This window comes from Nitrosomonas communis, assembly GCF_001007935.1.
GTDB lineage: Bacteria > Pseudomonadota > Gammaproteobacteria > Burkholderiales > Nitrosomonadaceae > Nitrosomonas > Nitrosomonas communis.
Genome location: NZ_CP011451.1, coordinates 889,352 through 906,086 on the forward strand (window position 1 = coordinate 889,352; position 16,735 = coordinate 906,086).

12 protein-coding genes are annotated in these 16,735 nt (G+C 48.4%); 6 read left to right on the plus strand and 6 right to left on the minus strand.

Annotated elements, in window-relative coordinates; all coding sequences use genetic code 11:
- Nucleotides 1–10: 10 nt before the first annotated feature.
- Together AAW31_RS03915 and AAW31_RS03920 are read right to left on the minus strand one after the other, a co-directional pair.
- The gene (locus tag AAW31_RS03915; protein ID WP_046849248.1) at nt 11–1,840 is read right to left on the minus strand and encodes an AMP-dependent synthetase/ligase; all 1,830 of its coding nucleotides are present in this window, start codon (nt 1,838–1,840) and stop codon (nt 11–13) included.
- 52 nt (nt 1,841–1,892) lie between these two features.
- Entirely contained in the window at nt 1,893–4,217 is a 2,325-nt protein-coding gene (locus AAW31_RS03920; protein WP_052752057.1) for an acyl-CoA dehydrogenase, read from the minus strand.
- A gap of 358 nt (nt 4,218–4,575) precedes the next feature.
- Here AAW31_RS03920 and AAW31_RS03925 point away from each other — a divergent pair, with 358 nt between their 5' ends.
- From AAW31_RS03925 to hpnA, 6 genes are all read left to right on the plus strand, one after another.
- Nucleotides 4,576–5,484: an MlaD family protein gene (locus tag AAW31_RS03925; protein WP_046849250.1), complete on the plus strand. Its 909-nt coding sequence runs from the start codon at nt 4,576–4,578 to the stop codon at nt 5,482–5,484.
- Nucleotides 5,481–6,092, plus strand: a complete 612-nt coding sequence (locus AAW31_RS03930; RefSeq protein WP_046849251.1) for an ABC-type transport auxiliary lipoprotein family protein — start codon at nt 5,481–5,483, stop codon at nt 6,090–6,092. Before AAW31_RS03925 ends, AAW31_RS03930 begins: the two co-directional genes overlap by 4 nt.
- Before the next feature lie 185 nt (nt 6,093–6,277).
- The gene (gene lptM / locus AAW31_RS20395; protein ID WP_139225177.1) at nt 6,278–6,421 is read left to right on the plus strand and encodes an LPS translocon maturation chaperone LptM; all 144 of its coding nucleotides are present in this window, start codon (nt 6,278–6,280) and stop codon (nt 6,419–6,421) included.
- Nucleotides 6,418–7,674 (plus strand): diaminopimelate decarboxylase, encoded by a 1,257-nt coding sequence (gene lysA, locus AAW31_RS03935; protein ID WP_046849252.1) that lies wholly within the window; start codon nt 6,418–6,420, stop codon nt 7,672–7,674. Before lptM ends, lysA begins: the two co-directional genes overlap by 4 nt.
- A gap of 66 nt (nt 7,675–7,740) precedes the next feature.
- On the plus strand, nt 7,741–8,802 hold the full coding sequence (locus tag AAW31_RS03940) for a phytoene/squalene synthase family protein (RefSeq protein ID WP_046849253.1): 1,062 nt from the start codon (nt 7,741–7,743) through the stop codon (nt 8,800–8,802).
- Between the two features lie 192 nt (nt 8,803–8,994).
- Nucleotides 8,995–9,981: a hopanoid-associated sugar epimerase gene (gene hpnA / locus AAW31_RS03945; protein ID WP_046849254.1), complete on the plus strand. Its 987-nt coding sequence runs from the start codon at nt 8,995–8,997 to the stop codon at nt 9,979–9,981.
- A 4-nt stretch (nt 9,982–9,985) separates the two neighbouring features.
- On the opposite strand, the gene AAW31_RS03950 is transcribed toward hpnA, so the two are convergent.
- From AAW31_RS03950 to AAW31_RS03965, 4 genes are all read right to left on the minus strand, one after another.
- Entirely contained in the window at nt 9,986–11,134 is a 1,149-nt protein-coding gene (locus AAW31_RS03950; protein WP_046849255.1) for a class I SAM-dependent RNA methyltransferase, read from the minus strand.
- A 216-nt stretch (nt 11,135–11,350) separates the two neighbouring features.
- Nucleotides 11,351–14,158 (minus strand): Hsp70 family protein, encoded by a 2,808-nt coding sequence (locus tag AAW31_RS03955; RefSeq protein WP_046849256.1) that lies wholly within the window; start codon nt 14,156–14,158, stop codon nt 11,351–11,353.
- Nucleotides 14,155–16,005 (minus strand): Hsp70 family protein, encoded by a 1,851-nt coding sequence (locus tag AAW31_RS03960; RefSeq protein ID WP_046849257.1) that lies wholly within the window; start codon nt 16,003–16,005, stop codon nt 14,155–14,157. Before AAW31_RS03960 ends, AAW31_RS03955 begins: the two co-directional genes overlap by 4 nt.
- On the minus strand, nt 16,002–16,574 hold the full coding sequence (locus tag AAW31_RS03965) for a DUF2760 domain-containing protein (protein ID WP_046849258.1): 573 nt from the start codon (nt 16,572–16,574) through the stop codon (nt 16,002–16,004). The genes AAW31_RS03960 and AAW31_RS03965 overlap by 4 nt, the downstream gene beginning before the upstream one ends.
- Nucleotides 16,575–16,735 lie beyond the last annotated feature (161 nt).

The window sequence follows — 16,735 nt, forward strand, 5'->3', positions numbered from 1 at the left end:
TTCATTTTGGTCAGTGCCCCGCGTATAAGCGCTCGATCTCAGTCTTATAGCGCTCCAGAATTTTTGACCGCTTCAATTTCAGAGTAGGTGTCAGCATTTCATTTGCCACTGTCCACGGCTCATGGATTAAAGCTACACGATATACTTGGGCATACCCTGGAAATTCATTGATTTGCTGGCCAATCATCTCCAATACAATTTCTTCTGCTTGCTCATTTTTCGCCAGTTGCTGCGGGTCGGTTGACACTTGGCACTGGGCAGCAACACTTTCCCAGCCACGCCTGCTCAGTACCACCAATGCACTCAAATAAGAGCGCCCTTCACCAATGATCATGACTTGCTCGAACAGAGGATTTCGCAAAATAGCCGCTTCCATATCGGCTGGCGGCACCTTTTCACCCGTGGAGGTCACGATAATATCTTTTATACGTCCAGTAATTGTGATGTACCCTTGTTCATCGATACTGGCAATATCCCCCGAATTCAGCCAACCATCCTCAGAGATGGTAGCTCGGGTCGCTTCCGCGTTATTCCAGTAGCCAAGCATGACATTAGGGCCGCGAATCAGCAAGGCACCGTGCTCTCCGAGCTTGACTTCCACCCCCGGGATAGGCAAACCCACACTGGAGGGCAAGTTATTAGCCAGGCGGTTGGCACAAACTACTGGACTCGTTTCTGTCATGCCATATCCTTGCAATATCGGTAATCCTAAGCCAATGAAGACACGTGAAATCTCCGGCGAGAGCGCTGCTCCTCCACTTAGCGCCAACTGTAGCCGTCCACCCAGCTTATCCATCAACTTCCGTGCTACCAGCTTATCCAGCACTGGCCATAGCAAATGAGACCAGTGCCAGGAATCACGCCCTTGCTGATGCTCAAATCGGCTGTAACCGACTTCTACCGCCAGATTGAACAGTTTTTTAGCTAGCGCTGGTCCCTCATCCAATTTAGCGCGTATGCCTGCATATACTCGCTCATAGATACGTGGCACCGAAACCAGTACGGATGGACGAATTGTGAGCAAATCCTCCTGCAACTGTTGAATCGAGCGAGCATAAGCGATAGTGGCGCCACACATCATGGGCACATAATATCCAGCTGTGCGCTCAAATGTATGAGACAGGGGCAAAAACGAAAGCAGCAGATCATCGGGTGTCACGTTCACGACCTGAGCAGAAGCGTAAGCATTGGTCAGGATATTATGATGACTGAGCATCACGCCTTTGGGATGCCCCGTTGTGCCCGAAGTATAAATGATCGTTACCAGTGCATGCGGGTCGTTAGTCTGATGCGGGATATCACCCGCTTGCTCCGGCAACCACTTGCTCATCGCAATCACCCGATCGTCCTCTATCTGAACTGCCTCCTGCTCGGACAAAGTAATGATTACGATGCGCGATAATTCGCTGAGGTGCTCCTGTTTTACCAGAGAAAATGCTTCCCATTGCGCCAATTCCTCTACTAACAGCAGCTTAACACCGGCATTCTGCAAGCAGTAAGCTGCATTTTCAGCACGATCCTCTGTGTAAAGCGGCACCACCACCAAACCCAATCCAATCGCTGCCTGTTCGAACATTACCCACTGGTGGCAATTTCGCGACATCACCGCGACCCGATCGCCAGGAGCCAAGTTTTCACGCGACAAGGCAGTTCGCCAGCGCATGACTCCTTGTGCCATCTCAGCCCAAGTGTAATTACGCCATTTCTCAGTCGCCACATCAAAATCGCGATAAGCCACTGATTCGGCAGAACGACGTACTCGTTCTTTGAATAAGCCATCCAATGTTTTAGCCACTTCTACCGGAATGACATCTGTCTTGCTGTGCGGATGATTTGTCACGTTTTCTCCCTGTTTATATTGACCATACTGTTCGTAGAAATTCTGCCCTGTTTTATGATGTCGTACCTGTTACTTTCCCAAAATCAGGCGGAAAATCATCGACCATAATCACGCGACGTCGCAAGACCTTCATTTTTTCAAGTAATGCGGCTTCTTCTTGATTAATGATACCGCGCTCCAGTGCCTCAGTTACTTTCCTATCTTTGGATGAAGCCAATTGGCCTGTCTTAATAGCGTTGCGCAATTTTATCTCGATGGCGTCGCATGCCACGGCACATTCCAAAGCCTGCTCAAGATGCGCCAAGGGCTCTTTGTCAGCTGTAGGAACATACATTCCTGCTGTCAGACGATCACGCACTTCTCCAGGCTCCAAAATCAGTCGAGCAACTGTATGCGAAAGCGCATCGGAGGGTGGTGCAAACCGCATCCCTAATGGGAACACCAGTATTCGCATCACCCAATGCATCAACCAGCTTCCCGGAAAGTTCTTCAGCAATTCATCGAAGGTCTGCTGAATACGATAGCATGCATCCTGGATCGACCAATGTAACAGCGGTAAATCTGCAACAGGTCGTCCCTCATCTTCAAAACGCTTCAGTGTTGCAGAGCACAAATACAGCATACTTAGAATATCGCCGAGTCGTGCAGATATCCTTTCCTTCCGTTTGAGTGCTCCGCCCAGCTTTAGCATGGCAATATCGGTCACTAAAGCAAACGCAGCGGAAAAGCGCGTCAATTGCCGGTAATAATCGGCGGTATCATTCAAAACACCCTCTGGTACTCCTTTAATATATTTGCTGCCTAAACCGAAGAAAAAGCTTCGCATGATATTACGCAGACTAAAGCGAATATGTCCCATCAGTGCCTGATCAAATGCAACCGAAGCATGTTTTTTGTCTGGATCATTCGCTGCATTGATTTCTTGCAATACGTAGGGATGGCCACGTATCGCACCCTGACCGAAAATGATCATATTGCGCGTCAAGATATTGGCGCCTTCGACCGTAATACCGACTGGAAGCTGCTGATAAGTGCGGGCTAAATAGTTGCTTGGCCCCATACAAATGCCTTTGCCACCGTGGATATCCATGGCATCATTAATCGCCTGACGGCTACGCTCGGTCAAATGGTATTTAACGATAGCTGAAATCACCGATGGTTTTTCACCGAGATCCACTGCACCAGCAGTCATGACTCTGGCCGCATCCATCATGTAGGTGTTGCCAGCAATGCGTGCCAGCACTTCTTCCACTCCTTCAAAGAAACCAATAGGGGTCTTAAATTGCACGCGCACCCGACCGTATGCACCACCTGTGCGTGCAGCCAGTTTGGCTGCCCCGGTACTGGTAGCGGGCAGTGAAATCGACCGCCCGGCAGCCAAGCAGTTCATCAACATCCGCCAACCGTTACCCACTCCCTCATGTCCACCGATTACCCACTCCATGGGAATGAATACATCCTTGCCAGAATTTGGACCATTCTGGAACGCTCCATTCAACGGAAAATGACGACGGCCGATATTCACACCTGGCGTTTGAGTAGGAATTAAAGCCAGGGTAATACCCAGATCTTCTTGATCGCCAAGTAATTTATCTGGATCACGTAACCTGAAGGCCAATCCCAGGATAGTGGCAACCGGACCCAGCGTAATATAACGTTTCTCCCAGGTAACGCGCATGCCGAGTACATCTTGCTGACCGTTATGCTCACCTCGACATACAATACCCAGATCAGGGATGGATCCAGCATCAGAACCTGCTTCTGGTCCTGTCAAGGCAAAGCAAGGCACTTCCAGACCTTTCGCCAAACGAGGTAGATAATAGTTTTTCTGCTCCTCAGTTCCGTAATTCATTAGTAATTCAGCCGGACCCAAAGAATTGGGCACCATGACCGTTACGGCTGCCGTGTTACTGCGCGAGCCGATTTTCATCACCACCTCAGAATGCGCCAATGCCGAAAAGCCATATCCCCCATATTTCTTCGGGATAATCAAACCGAAGAATCCGTTGTCTTTAATAAATTGCCAGACATGCGGTGGCAAATCATAGCAGTCGTGGGTAATATGCCATTCATCCAGCATCGCACAAAGTTGCTCAACAGGGCCATCCAGAAATGCCTTTTCCTCCGGGCTGAGCGTAGGTTTGGGATAAGCCAGTAATTTATGCCAATCTGGTCTACCGCTAAACAGCTCTCCCTCCCACCACACTGTCCCTGCATCGAGCGCCTCCCGCTCAGTCTGTGAAATCTGAGGAAGAATTTTGCGGAAAATTTTCAATATAAAATTGGAAACAAGGTTACGACGCAAAAAGGGGATCACCAGAATGATGGCTATGATCCCTATCAACGAAAAAATTAGCAGTAAAAATGACTCAAGCATCGTTTTTCCTGTAAGAATTGAGAGTCTGATTACACTACCGCAGAAAATACTTGTGTCAAGTCTTACTGCGCTGAAGTTCTCAATGGTCTATCAAAATCCCTTTGAGGTGTTGTAAAATCGACTCATTCCATTTCTAAATCAAATATGACGCGAAGGCGAGCCACAGACAGTATCAATCATACGGCAAGGTGAAGCTATCAATCATACGGATACGGCAAGGTGAAGCCGACAAAGTCAGTTTTGATTTAAAAATAGAATCAGATCATAAACAAAATAATAAGTGTCAATATCTCACTGACCTCTTCACTTGGTGTCATAATACCTATATTTATCAGCAATCATCTCATTAGGACTGTAAATGGAAAACCGGGCCCATGCACTTGCAGCGGGTTTATTCGTCATTCTCCTGGGCATGGCAGCGGCAGCCGCCATCATGTGGTTTAGCGACCAGAAGATACTGCACGACCACTATATTCTGGTATCGAAAGAAGGTTCCGTGGCAGGATTGAATCCTGAATCCTCAGTTCGTTTTCGTGGTGTCCCTGTCGGCAAGGTCGAAAACATCAGGTTCGACCCGCAGAATCCGAATCTGATCTTAATACGCATCGCCGTGCGTAGCCATGTCGTTTTTCCAAAAAATATCTATGCACAATTATCTACTCTGGGAATTACTGGACTTGCCTTTATCGAAATGAATATTGAAGGGAAAGAGCCTTCGGATGAACTCCTCTCCCCTGATGAACGTATTCCTCTGCGCCCCTCTTTTGTCAAAGAACTCTCCACCTCATTGGAAGATTTACTCAATAATTCCAACCATGCCATCAAACGCATCAATTCTTTGTTAAACGAACAGAATCAGGAGCAAATCCATACTATTCTGACTGGTCTTGTCCAGGCGCTCCGCCGTTACGATAGTTTGGCAGATCAGCTACAATCAGGCATTCAATCTCTACCTGATTTAACTTCCGAGGTTGGACTTGTGTTTAAGCAGACCAATCAGCTCTTTGCAGATATCAATCAAACTCTGGGAAAAATTAACCGACAAAACGGTCTGGCAGATAACTTGACACAGAATAGCCGGGAACTTACTGATACTTTACTAAAATTACGAGAAGTCAGCACAGCCATTACAGAAAGCTCCTACCATATCAACCGTATGATACTTAAATTAGAAGAACAGCCGCAAAGCTTACTATTTGGTAGCCCTCCTACTTTACCTGGCCCCGGAGAAAACGGTTTTGTGCCGCCACGGAAGATCATGCCATGATCCAATTCGCTATTAAATTCGCTATCGTATTTTTACTGCTTGCTGGCTGTTCACTAGCACCGCAAAAAAATTCTCCAGTAACCGTCTATGATTTTGGCCTGCAGCGCCCTGCAGAGCAGAGCAATCCAGTTCCCTTTAACACAAGTATTTTCGTAGCAGAGATTAAAGCTCCTGTATGGTTGGATAACTCAGCAATCCAGTATCGACTTGCCTACCATGATCCGGCACGATCCTATGCCTATGCCAGCAGTCGTTGGGCTGCCTCACCAGCCAAACTGCTTACTCTGCGAATTAAAGATCACCTCATTACCCGGAATGGTATGATCAGTAGCCATGACGGCTTAAAGGCAGACTATGCTTTATACATCGAACTCGTGGAATTTACTCAGGTATTTGATAAACCAGACAATAGCCTGGCTATCATTCGCTTGCGCGCTAGCTTGATCGAACGAAATTCACGCTTATTACTCGCTCAAGAAAACTTCTCTAGCGAACAAGCCGCTCCGTCGGCTGATGCTGCTGGCGCGGTCGCGGCTTTTATTTCAGCAAGTGATGCTGTATCGGACAAATTAAGCCAATGGCTTATTCCATTTCTCAATCAAAAATGACGCGGAGGCAAGCCGCAGACAGGATCAATCATACAGCAAGATGAAGCCGACAAAATCAGTTTTGATTTAAAAATGGAATGACGATAGATTTTATAGATTCAACCAAGCAAAATAGGATGAACAAAATTTCATTTCACATCTTTCCGTGATGCGCTTATGATAATATCCGTCACTTTTAACTTTATATGCATCACGTGCGCCTACTGTATATCGCTGCTTTCATATCCTTCTGGCTGACTGCTTGTGGAACAAAAGGGCCGCTCTATCTTCCCCCCAAAGAATCTCCTCCAGCATCACAACCGTCTGAGGAGACACAAAAAAATCAATGAGCAAATTTACATCCTTTACTTATCAACATGATCAACTTTTCGCCGAATCGGCGTCCTTGATCGAGATTGCCAAAGAATTTGGCACGCCCTGCTATGTTTATTCTCGTGCCGCGTTGATGGCTGCTTATCAAGAATTCCATCGTGCCTTCGCTGGGCGGGATCATCTCATCTGCTATGCAGTCAAAGCCAACTCCAATCTCGCCATCCTCAATATTCTTGCCCGTCTAGGGAGTGGGTTTGATATTGTTTCCGGCGGCGAATTACAACGAGTATTAAAAGCAGGTGGAGATCCCCAAAAAATTGTGTTTTCAGGTGTGGGGAAAAACCAGGATGAAATGCGTGCAGCACTTACTGCAGGTATTCTTTGTTTCAATGTCGAATCAGAAATGGAGTTACTGAATCTTAACCAGCTGGCGAAGGAAATGAATACAATTGCGCCAGTAAGCCTTCGAGTTAACCCCGACGTTGATGCTAAAACTCATCCTTATATCTCGACGGGTCTCAAAGAAAATAAATTCGGTATTCCCATGGCGGAAGCAGAGCGAATTTATCATACTGCAGCACATGAACTGACTCACGTTCGCATCACCGGTCTGGATTGCCATATTGGCTCGCAGCTCACCGAAATCGATCCATTCATCGAAGCCAGTAGCAAAATGCTGGCCTTACTGGATCGTTTGGAGAACCAAGGCATACATATTGAACATCTGGATCTGGGCGGTGGGCTGGGTATTCGTTATCACCAGGAATCGCCTCCGCCCATTGAAGATTATGTCACCGCGCTATGTAGCCGTGTTGGGCAGCGTAAGCAACGCATACTTATTGAGCCTGGCCGCTCATTAGTGGGCAATACCGGCTTACTGCTGACGCGTGTTGAATATCTTAAACATGCTCCCCATCGAAATTTTGCTATTGTGGACGCTGCAATGAATGATCTGATGCGCCCAGCGCTGTATGATGCTTACCATGAGATATTGCCGGTCGTTAAAAAATCTGGTGGAGTTAACACTTATCAGGTGGTAGGGCCTGTCTGTGAGACAGGAGATTTTCTGGGGCACGATCGCCAGCTAAGCTTAACTCAAGATGATTTACTGGCTGTCATGTCAACTGGTGCCTATGGAATGAGTATGAGCTCAAATTACAATACTCGGCCACGGGCAGCAGAAATCATGGTGGATGGTCATGCTATCCATTTAATTCGTGCACGAGAAACAATCGAACAACTTATTGCTCCTGAAAAGATACTGGACTGAAATCAGCTATGAATTAGTATAAATAAACTTATTGTTTTTTTCACAGTTAGCTGCCTAGATCGATTTATGACAACTTATACCATGGCCCACCCTGCCAGCATTGAAGATAATCACTACCAAGAGCACATTTTGCAAGGGGTTTCCCGTACCTTTGCGCTAACCATTCCACAACTTCCCCCCTCACTCTATCCAGTCATTGGCAATGCTTATTTATTGTGCCGTATTGTAGATACCGTGGAAGACGATAATGGCTTATCTTCTGAGCAAACCCGCAAGTTTGCCGAAATGTTTATCCAGGTTGTCAGCGGAAAAGTCGCAGCTGAAGCATTCGCAGAAGCCTTATTTCCCCTGCTTTCTGATCACACCATTCCTGCCGAACATGACTTGATCAAAAATACGCCTGCGGTCATCCGCATCACGCATAGCTTCAACCTCACTCAACGCAAGGCATTGGAGCGTTGTGTCCGCATCATGGGACAAGGCATGGCTGATTATCAGGATACCGAGTCGCTGGCAGGATTAAAGGATCTAGCCGCCCTGAATCAGTATTGTTACCACGTTGCGGGGGTGGTAGGAGAAATGTTGACCGAACTGTTTTGTGATTATTCGGAAGAAATCAACCTCAATAAACCCGCTCTCATGAAATTGGCCGTTTCCTTCGGCCAGGGGCTGCAAATGACCAATATCCTGAAAGATATCTGGGAAGATAGAAAGCGCGGCGCATGCTGGTTACCGCAAGATATTTTCAGGGAAAAAGGGTTTGATCTTAATGAGCTGCAACCAGGATGTACGGATCCCCGCTTTGATGAGGGTCTCGGCGTATTAATTGGCATTGCCAAAGCGCATTTACGTAATGCGCTGACTTATACCTGCATGATCCCGCCCAAGGAAACGGGGATACGCCGCTTCTGCCTGTGGGCATTGGGCATGGCCGTTCTGACGCTGAATAAAATCAATCAGAATCGTTCTTTCATTCAAGGTGAGCAAGTCAAAATTTCGCGCAAGAGTGTCAAAGCCACTGTGCTGATCACCAGTGCATTAGCCCGCCAGGATTGGGCATTGCAACAGATGTTTGCATTGACTTCGCGACATCTGCCAGAAGTTGATGTTCTGGGTAAAAAAGTGTAGAAGAATTTGATATCGCTCTCTTTTAATTCCATTTTTAAATCAAACATGATGTGGAGGCGAACCGCAGACAGTACCAATCATACGGCAGAGAAATGCCAACAAAGTAAATTTTGATTTATAAATGGAATAACCAGATGGGGAGAACGAAAATAAGCTCAACTTCATATTTTCTGTAACGGTTTAAGATCCACTATGAAATCTCTGGTAACAGGTGCAAATGGTTTCGTTGGTTCGGCAGTGGTGAGATGCTTACTAGCAGCCGGTCATGAGGTTCGTGCATTCGTTAGGCCAGGAAGTGACCGACGCAATGTGATGAAACTCCCCATCGAGATCGTAGAAGGCGATCTACGCGATGCCACCTCATTAAAGCGTGCGGTAACAGGCTGTAACTATCTATTCCATGTCGCAGCAGATTACCGCTTGTGGGTTCCCAACCCGGCTATTATGTACGACATCAATGTCAATGGCACCAAAGCGCTGATTCTTGCAGGCGCAGAAGCAGGTATGGAACGCATGGTGTATACCAGTAGCGTAGCCACTTTAGGATTGAATTCAAACAGCGAACCCGCCGATGAAGAAACGCCCTCCAATTTGGCTTCCATCGCTGGACACTACAAGCGCTCAAAATTTCTGGCTGAGCAAATGGTGCAGCAACTCGTGCGCGAACATCAGTTCCCGTTAGTCATTGTCAATCCATCCACTCCTATCGGCCCGCGCGATGTTAAACCCACTCCCACAGGACGCATCGTGCTCGATACGCTGCGCGGGAAAATGCCGGCCTATGTCGATACCGGACTGAATGTCGCCCATGTTGATGACATTGCGCATGGCCACCTGCTCGCTTATAAAAAGGGGAAATGCGGAGAGCGTTATATTCTGGGGGGCGACAACATGACGTTGCTGCAAATTCTCCAGACCATCGATACCATCACCGGTAAGCCCACCAAACGCAGAAGCATCCCTGTCAAGCTGATGCTTCCGCTTGCGCATACTATGGAGATGGTCGCCAAACTCACCAAAACCGAACCGCGCGCGACGGTTGATAGTATTCATATGGCCAAAAAGAAAATGTTTTTCTCCAGCGCAAAAGCGGCACGTGAACTGGGTTATCAATCCCGCCCCGCTGTGGAAGCGATTCAAGACGCAATCGACTGGTTTAAAAGTGCAAATTATTGTTAAAAGCTTATTTTCTTAATATCGCCAGTGTTTCAACATGCGGGGTATGAGGAAATAGATCGACCAACTGAATCTCGCCAATCGACCAGCCTTTTTTTGAGAAAGACCAGGCATCGCGCGCAAATGTCTCAGGATCGCAAGAGATGTAGTAAATTGTCTTCAACGAAACAAAATGCTCAAAAAAATCCTTCATGTTTTTAAGGCCTGCGCGTGGTGGATCGAGTACGAGAGTATCGGCATCTGCAATACTTTTTCTCAAGATTTTCCAGATAAACGGCTTAAATAGATCGACCGGGCGTGCATCCACTTTGGGCAGATTCTTTATGCGGAGTTGCTTGATGGCATCGAGCCCTACTTCATACGCAATGATTTCGCTGCATCCCGATTCAGCAATTACTTCGGTGAAATTACCTGATCCACAAAATAACTCAATGACTTTACCGATACGAGGGGTTTCATTGAGTTTGCCACGCAACCAGGATTTGATCCATTCATTTTGCGCGGTATTGCCCTGCTTAAAAGGTCGTTTCTGATTGAGTTGAACATTTTCAGCTGGCAAATCATCATCGACATCAATGAAATTCCAATCATAGCCAGTGCCAGGTACCCACTCTTCTCGCGGCAAACTCCTGAGCATGCCTTGCAGAAGATTTCTACACGTATCGTTCAACACGATACAATCCTTTACCGGGGCAATTTTATGGGACCCTTCAGCCACAAAACCTAATTTCTCACCATCAGTTTTCACCTGAAAGCGATTGCGGTAACCATATAAAAAAGGGGAAGGATGCACTGGAGGGATGTTCCATTGCTCCATATCGAACCCGATTCTCTTCATGGCATAAATCAAACGGTTTCGTTTTTGCTCAAGCTGGCTTTCATAATTCGCAATCATCCAGGGACAGCCCGAACAAGCCTCTTCGTTAATACCAAGAAAAGCACAGGCAGGCGGCTGCCTTTGGTCAGATGGTTTAATGAGTCGAACCAGCCTGGCGTAGCCGTATTTCTTGTTATGCAACGGCCGATCGATAACTTCAAATTCACCCAAATCTCCGGGCCAAGTGCCAAACACAAAATAGGAAATATTTTCCTCTTCGCTTTTAATTACCCCTAGCCCTTTTTGTGACAAATGGGTCACTTCCCCCGTGAATTTCATCTAATCAGTAGTGATAGAATTAATTTCTAAAATTCATACTTGTTTCATTTCTAGATCAAAACTGACTTTGTCTGCTTCACCTTGCGGTATTATTGATACTGTCTGCGGCTCGCCTTCGCGTCATGTTTGATTTGGAAATGGAATTAGCCGCGCCCTTGGTGTCAGGGCAAACTCTGGGATTGCACCTGTGCACGCTTACAATTTTAATGCACCAGGTTAATGTACCAGACGCAGCCCGGGCGGCAGGGATTCCCCATACATACTCCGCTCGTCGGCTTCTTGGAGTTCAGTGGGATGCTCAACCATCTCAATCCATGATGCTGGACATTTCGCTTGTTGTAAATATTGGATAATTTGCGCACGCAGCTCTGGTGAAATATCCCGTTCCCGATCTCCACTCATGCGCGCCAACATGGTAGCGGCAAAGGCGGCAGGGCGAATCTTTTTCCAGTCCAACTTGATCGCCCTTTGCAGCCAATTGGCGGCAATCTCTGCCGGTACAACATTATGTACACTGCCATAAAACGGTACTCTTGCCCCAATGCGTCCTACCGCCCACCAGGTTTGCAGTGATTCGGATGCTTTTTGCAGGCGCTCCAACAACCATTCGCCTACTTCGATTTTACGTGCTGTGGGTAAACGTTCCAATGTTGCGACCAGGCGTACCATATCATCATAGCCTTGAGGCTTTGCTCCCGGTGACCGCTTCCGGGCGCGCTTGCTTAAGGGTTGCAGGTCATAAGCAATATCATCAAGAATCTGGCATTGAGCCGGCTCGCTTAGCCCACCACTCACGCGCCGCCACAAAATCCACCATTCCGCCCATACTGCTGCTTCGGTTATATATTGCAACCCTTGCTCATAAATGGACCATAACTGTTGCACCCGCCAATCATCAAGCGGATAACCAAACCCAGGGCGTAAACAAAAGCCAATCAAATTAAACCATAATCTTTCATGGGTAGCGGAATAACGACGGCGCTGGCCACATTCCCATAGTGTGCCGAATAATTCGCGCAATAAAGCGGTATCCCAATCCTCGCGCTTGCCTAAAATCTTTTCCAGATCAAACCGCAAGGTTTTTATGGCCTTGGGGCTGATCTTCTTTGATGGGGGCCCATAAACCAAACTGAGCAGCTCACTTGCTTCCGCAAAACGAGGATGTAAGGTACTGGACATACTCGATACGAGCCCACCCTTGCCACCACGCAATTGAAACTCCAGCTTCCAGCGCTGTGAAGATTTATCCTGGGCAACACAGGCCATCTCAAGCGTACCGACTTCAGTCAAGGTAGTTTGTAGCTGCACTGGCACTTCAGCCGTTTGCGACCGTGCCACATCCTTATCCTGAGCGAGTACTGTGGCGATGGGAGGTAGCGGCGTAAACATGATGTCATCCAGGGTAACGATATCTCCCGGCTGGAAGGTTGTATCATTAATGGATGAAACGAGATGAAAACGCACGGGCTCACCAATCCGTAAGGCAAAATTACGTTCAGTCAATTGGACCGCTTGGCCTTCTTCTGTGCCACGCGGCAAGATACATACCCCTTGCTGCGCTTCTTGTTCTGCAGCAACCTGGATAAAGTAACTTCGCGCTGAACCCCCACCAATTCGGATACCCTGACCATGGCGTGCCATCGCGTAAGCCACTGCGCCAGAAGCTACGGCAAGATCGGGCTGCGTGTTTAATAGTTGTTGCAACGGTGCACCGCGCCACTGCGCTAATATACCCAGCAAGCGCTGGGATAACAAGGTGCTGTTAAAAATGCCGCCATTGAGCAAAATAGCATCCGGAATCGGAATGCGGTCATCGAGCGGTGCCAATTCACCCAATGCCTCGCGCGAAGCCTGAGCATGCAGTGTGAGAAACGCAGCAATATGTCGACTGATGGCCGGGTCGGACACATAAGGCAATCCAAACTCAACGATACCACCGCGCGTACGTTGCGGAAGCTCATCCACCGGTGTGATCGGTAAGAACCCATCCAACAGCATGCGGTGTACCGCCTCACGATTTAGTTCAGTTGAGCGCGCTCCACCAATCAGCTTGGCGCCTGTACCCAGAATGGTCACCATGATTTTTTCCGGCGCATCAGCATCCAACAAGCGCTCCTTGGCCTTACGGCATTGCTGCATCAGTTGCGACAGACTGGCTGCACTCAGCGGCGCACCTGGCGTAACCAGCTGTCTTTCCGCAATATGCGCCAGGGCCAGATCCATGTTATCACCCCCTAGCATAAGATGATTGCCCACCCCAATACGGGTCAGATGCACCTGGCCATTTTTGAGCGTGACCTTAATCAGGGTGAGATCTGTCGTGCCCCCGCCCACGTCACACACCAGAATCAGGCGGGTATCCGCTAATAAGGTATTCAGTTGCTGTTGATGGCGCGCAAGCCAGTCATAACAGGCAGCCTGCGGCTCTTCTACTAAACGTGCACTTGTAAGACCTGCCAAATGCGCAGCCTCCACCGTCAATGTCCTTGCCCCTTCATCAAAAGAGGCCGGGATGGTAATGACGACTTCCTGCTTTTCTAATGGATACTCAGGAAATTGATGGTTCCAGGCACTGCGTACATACGCCAGATAAGTGGCGCTGGCATGGACCGGCGAAATTTTGTCAATGCCTTCAGCCCCTCCCCATGGCAAAATCGGTGCCATGCGGTCTACCGCCGCATACGACAGCCAGCTCTTCGCACTGGCAACCAAACGACCCGGCACACGCGAACCCAGTTCACGGGCCAGTTCGCCAAATACCGCCTTGGGTTCCTGCGGATCGATGCGGTTTAACTGCCATGGCAGATGAAGATCGCGCTCGGCAAGCTCCCCTGCCGCAGGATGATAACGTAAAGAAGGTAATAACGGCTGCGCAGCTACTTCACCGAGTGCGACTAATTGTTCTATGTTAAATAATTCAGGCGTAGGCTCGGACTCGTTCAGGTCGGCATAGGCCGCAACGGTATGAGTCGTGCCCAAATCGATACCGACGATATAGCGGGCGGGATTTTTTTCTTTACTCAAGGTTTGTTTTCCACACCGCCACGCACATCAAACTCTACTTTCCAATGTTCACCTTTCGGCGATACCGCCTCAAGGTGCAGGGTACCCATTTCTGTGATAGCTGCTTGCAAATGTACCGGAACCACTTCTCCTGGCGAGTGATTCTCAGCAGGCAGGTTGATTTCGATTTCTTCCAGCTCCTCGATTTCTTCTGGCAACCACTCATTCAGCATCATGCCTGCTTGATCTTCACGCCGCACCGATGAACCGAAAAAGCGAAACCTTACCGGTTCACCGACAACCAGCCCAAACTCCTGGCTAGGTACTTCAGTACGTGTTCCTTCCTCCATGCCAAAAGGCGCAACACACAGTATCTGGATAGGAGGCTCAATACCAGGAACCGCTGGCATGGCACTTTCCACCCCGATATAATATGATTTGGCGGTACCCCCGCGAATACGTACGCCCTGGCCAAGTCTGACATAACCATAATAGGCTGCACCTTTCGCCACGGCGAGGTCTAAATCCGCACCTTCTAACAAGCGTATAGCAGGAGAATTCTCCTTTTGTAACCAGCTATTGATTACCTCACTCACGCGTTCAGTCAGCACCGGCGCCTTAAACACGCCGCCATTGAACAGCACGGCTGTCGCATGTAAAAAACTGGCTCCCTCTGCTAATGCATTTTCAAAACCTGCTAATTCTGCAGCAGCACCCGCCTGTCGCGTCAGAAATGCTGCTAAATGCCTGGTAATAGCGGCATCCTGCGCATAGGGTAATCCGAGTTTAGTTAATGCACCACGTGCCCGGGAAACCAATTGTGCCGTTACTTCCACTTTTGGAAAAAAACCCTCCACAATAGTTTGTGTCACCTCAGCACGAGTTAATTCAGTGCGCAAAGTGCCGCCAATTAAACGTGAGCTCCGGCTGGGAACGACCACCGGGACTGTTTCCGCATCGGGATCATTGAGCAGGATTTCCTTCGCAGTACGGCATGCGTGAGTCAAGCCATGCAATTGCCACGGCTCAAGACGAGTGCCTTGATGGGCAAGTTTGGAACTGACCACATGGGCTAATGCCAGATCCATATTATCACCGCCCAGCAAGATATGATCTCCCACCGCGATACGCTGCAGGACAAGATTACCTTCCTGTTCAGTCACCGCAATCAAGGACAAATCAGTTGTCCCCCCACCCACGTCTATCACCAGAATGATATCACCGGGTTTCACCTGCTTACGCCAATCTCCTCCGGTCGCTTGTAACCAACTGTATAATGCGGCCTGTGGTTCTTCCAGGAGAAGAAATTGATCCAATCCGATCGTCCGCGCAGCTTCAGCAGTCAGATCCCGCGCGGCAGGATCAAAGGAGGCAGGGACAGTAATTGTCACCGACTGTTGTGCTAAAGGTGACTCAGGGTGTTGGTTATTCCATGCGTCGCGCAAATCTTGCAGATAGTGAATGGAAGCCTGCAAAGGTGAAATTTTTTCAATTTCATCGGGTGCGTCCAGTGGCAAGAGAGCTAAGCGCCGATCTACTCCCGGATGGCACAACCAGCTTTTTGCACTAGATACAACCCGTATTGGTGTACGTATCCCTTGACTACGTGCCAATTCACCCACGACATATTGCCGTTCGCTATCCCATGGCAGCATTAAATCATTTTGTGCAAACTCATCGGGATGAGGTAAGTATATAAAAGACGGGAGTAACGCCTTCTCTTCTACATTACCTGGCGAAGTCAGTTGGGGTATCCCCATGATTGCTTGCGCCACCGTTTCTCCCTGACTTTGCGCCAGATCCACACAGGATACGGCGCAATGTGTCGTGCCTAAATCAATACCTATGCTATATTTTGCTTCTTTCACAGTTCTATCTCTGCCGGAGCTAATACTTTCACATCATGACCTTCTGCGAGTTTTGGCAAGGTGATGTTGTTAACCCGCCAGCCGCGGTGAACCAAAGTACCACTAAAGGGGGGCTGACCAACCACTTTACCCGTCAAACGAATAGCTGAGGCATCAAAGCCCGCGTGCAACGTTACTCGCGCACCTTCTTGTTCCTCACGCACAGGTCCCGTCATCATATGGTCATGCAAGACTTTCCGACACCCCTCGTGCACCACTCTGACGGCTGCACCAATGTCCGCATCGGAAAACCGCGCGACATCTTCCTCTATAAAATCGATAAAACGCCCCTCTTGCTGTAATAGTCCTAACAACTGCAGCGCCGAATCGGGTGGTGCTTCCTTCAGCATCGGCGCCATTGACTGAGGCCTGGCTTCGATGGGAGGTGTCTCACCGGTGGAAGCGGTGATTTCACCTTTACCTATGCGCAAGACGGCACCAGCAAATTCCCTATTAAAGAGGAAGCGAAAATAAACACCGAACGCGAGAAAAAATCGAACAAAAAATCCTGGTACAGCCGGCTCACTCATTGTCCTTTCCTTTTTATTTTCAAGATGAGATTATGCTATCACGTATCGCAGGGACAGTGATCTAGCCTGGATGATAAACAATAGCGAAAACATAAAACTCAATAACTAACTATAAGGTATTTAGAATGTCTGCGATCAACCAGGCAACCCAGGCTAGCCTC

Bases quoted from the DNA above. Each gene is read 5' to 3' on its own strand.
- AAW31_RS03920 (WP_052752057.1), bottom strand. From the start codon at position 4,217: ATGCTTGAGTCATTTTTACTGCTAATTTTTTCGTTGATAGGGATCATA.
- AAW31_RS03925 (WP_046849250.1), top strand. From the start codon at position 4,576: ATGGAAAACCGGGCCCATGCACTTGCAGCGGGTTTATTCGTCATTCTC.
- AAW31_RS03930 (WP_046849251.1), top strand. From the start codon at position 5,481: ATGATCCAATTCGCTATTAAATTCGCTATCGTATTTTTACTGCTTGCT.
- lptM (WP_139225177.1), top strand. From the start codon at position 6,278: ATGCATCACGTGCGCCTACTGTATATCGCTGCTTTCATATCCTTCTGG.
- lysA (WP_046849252.1), top strand. From the start codon at position 6,418: ATGAGCAAATTTACATCCTTTACTTATCAACATGATCAACTTTTCGCC.
- AAW31_RS03940 (WP_046849253.1), top strand. From the start codon at position 7,741: ATGACAACTTATACCATGGCCCACCCTGCCAGCATTGAAGATAATCAC.
- hpnA (WP_046849254.1), top strand. From the start codon at position 8,995: ATGAAATCTCTGGTAACAGGTGCAAATGGTTTCGTTGGTTCGGCAGTG.
- AAW31_RS03950 (WP_046849255.1), bottom strand. From the start codon at position 11,134: ATGAAATTCACGGGGGAAGTGACCCATTTGTCACAAAAAGGGCTAGGG.
- AAW31_RS03965 (WP_046849258.1), bottom strand. From the start codon at position 16,574: ATGAGTGAGCCGGCTGTACCAGGATTTTTTGTTCGATTTTTTCTCGCG.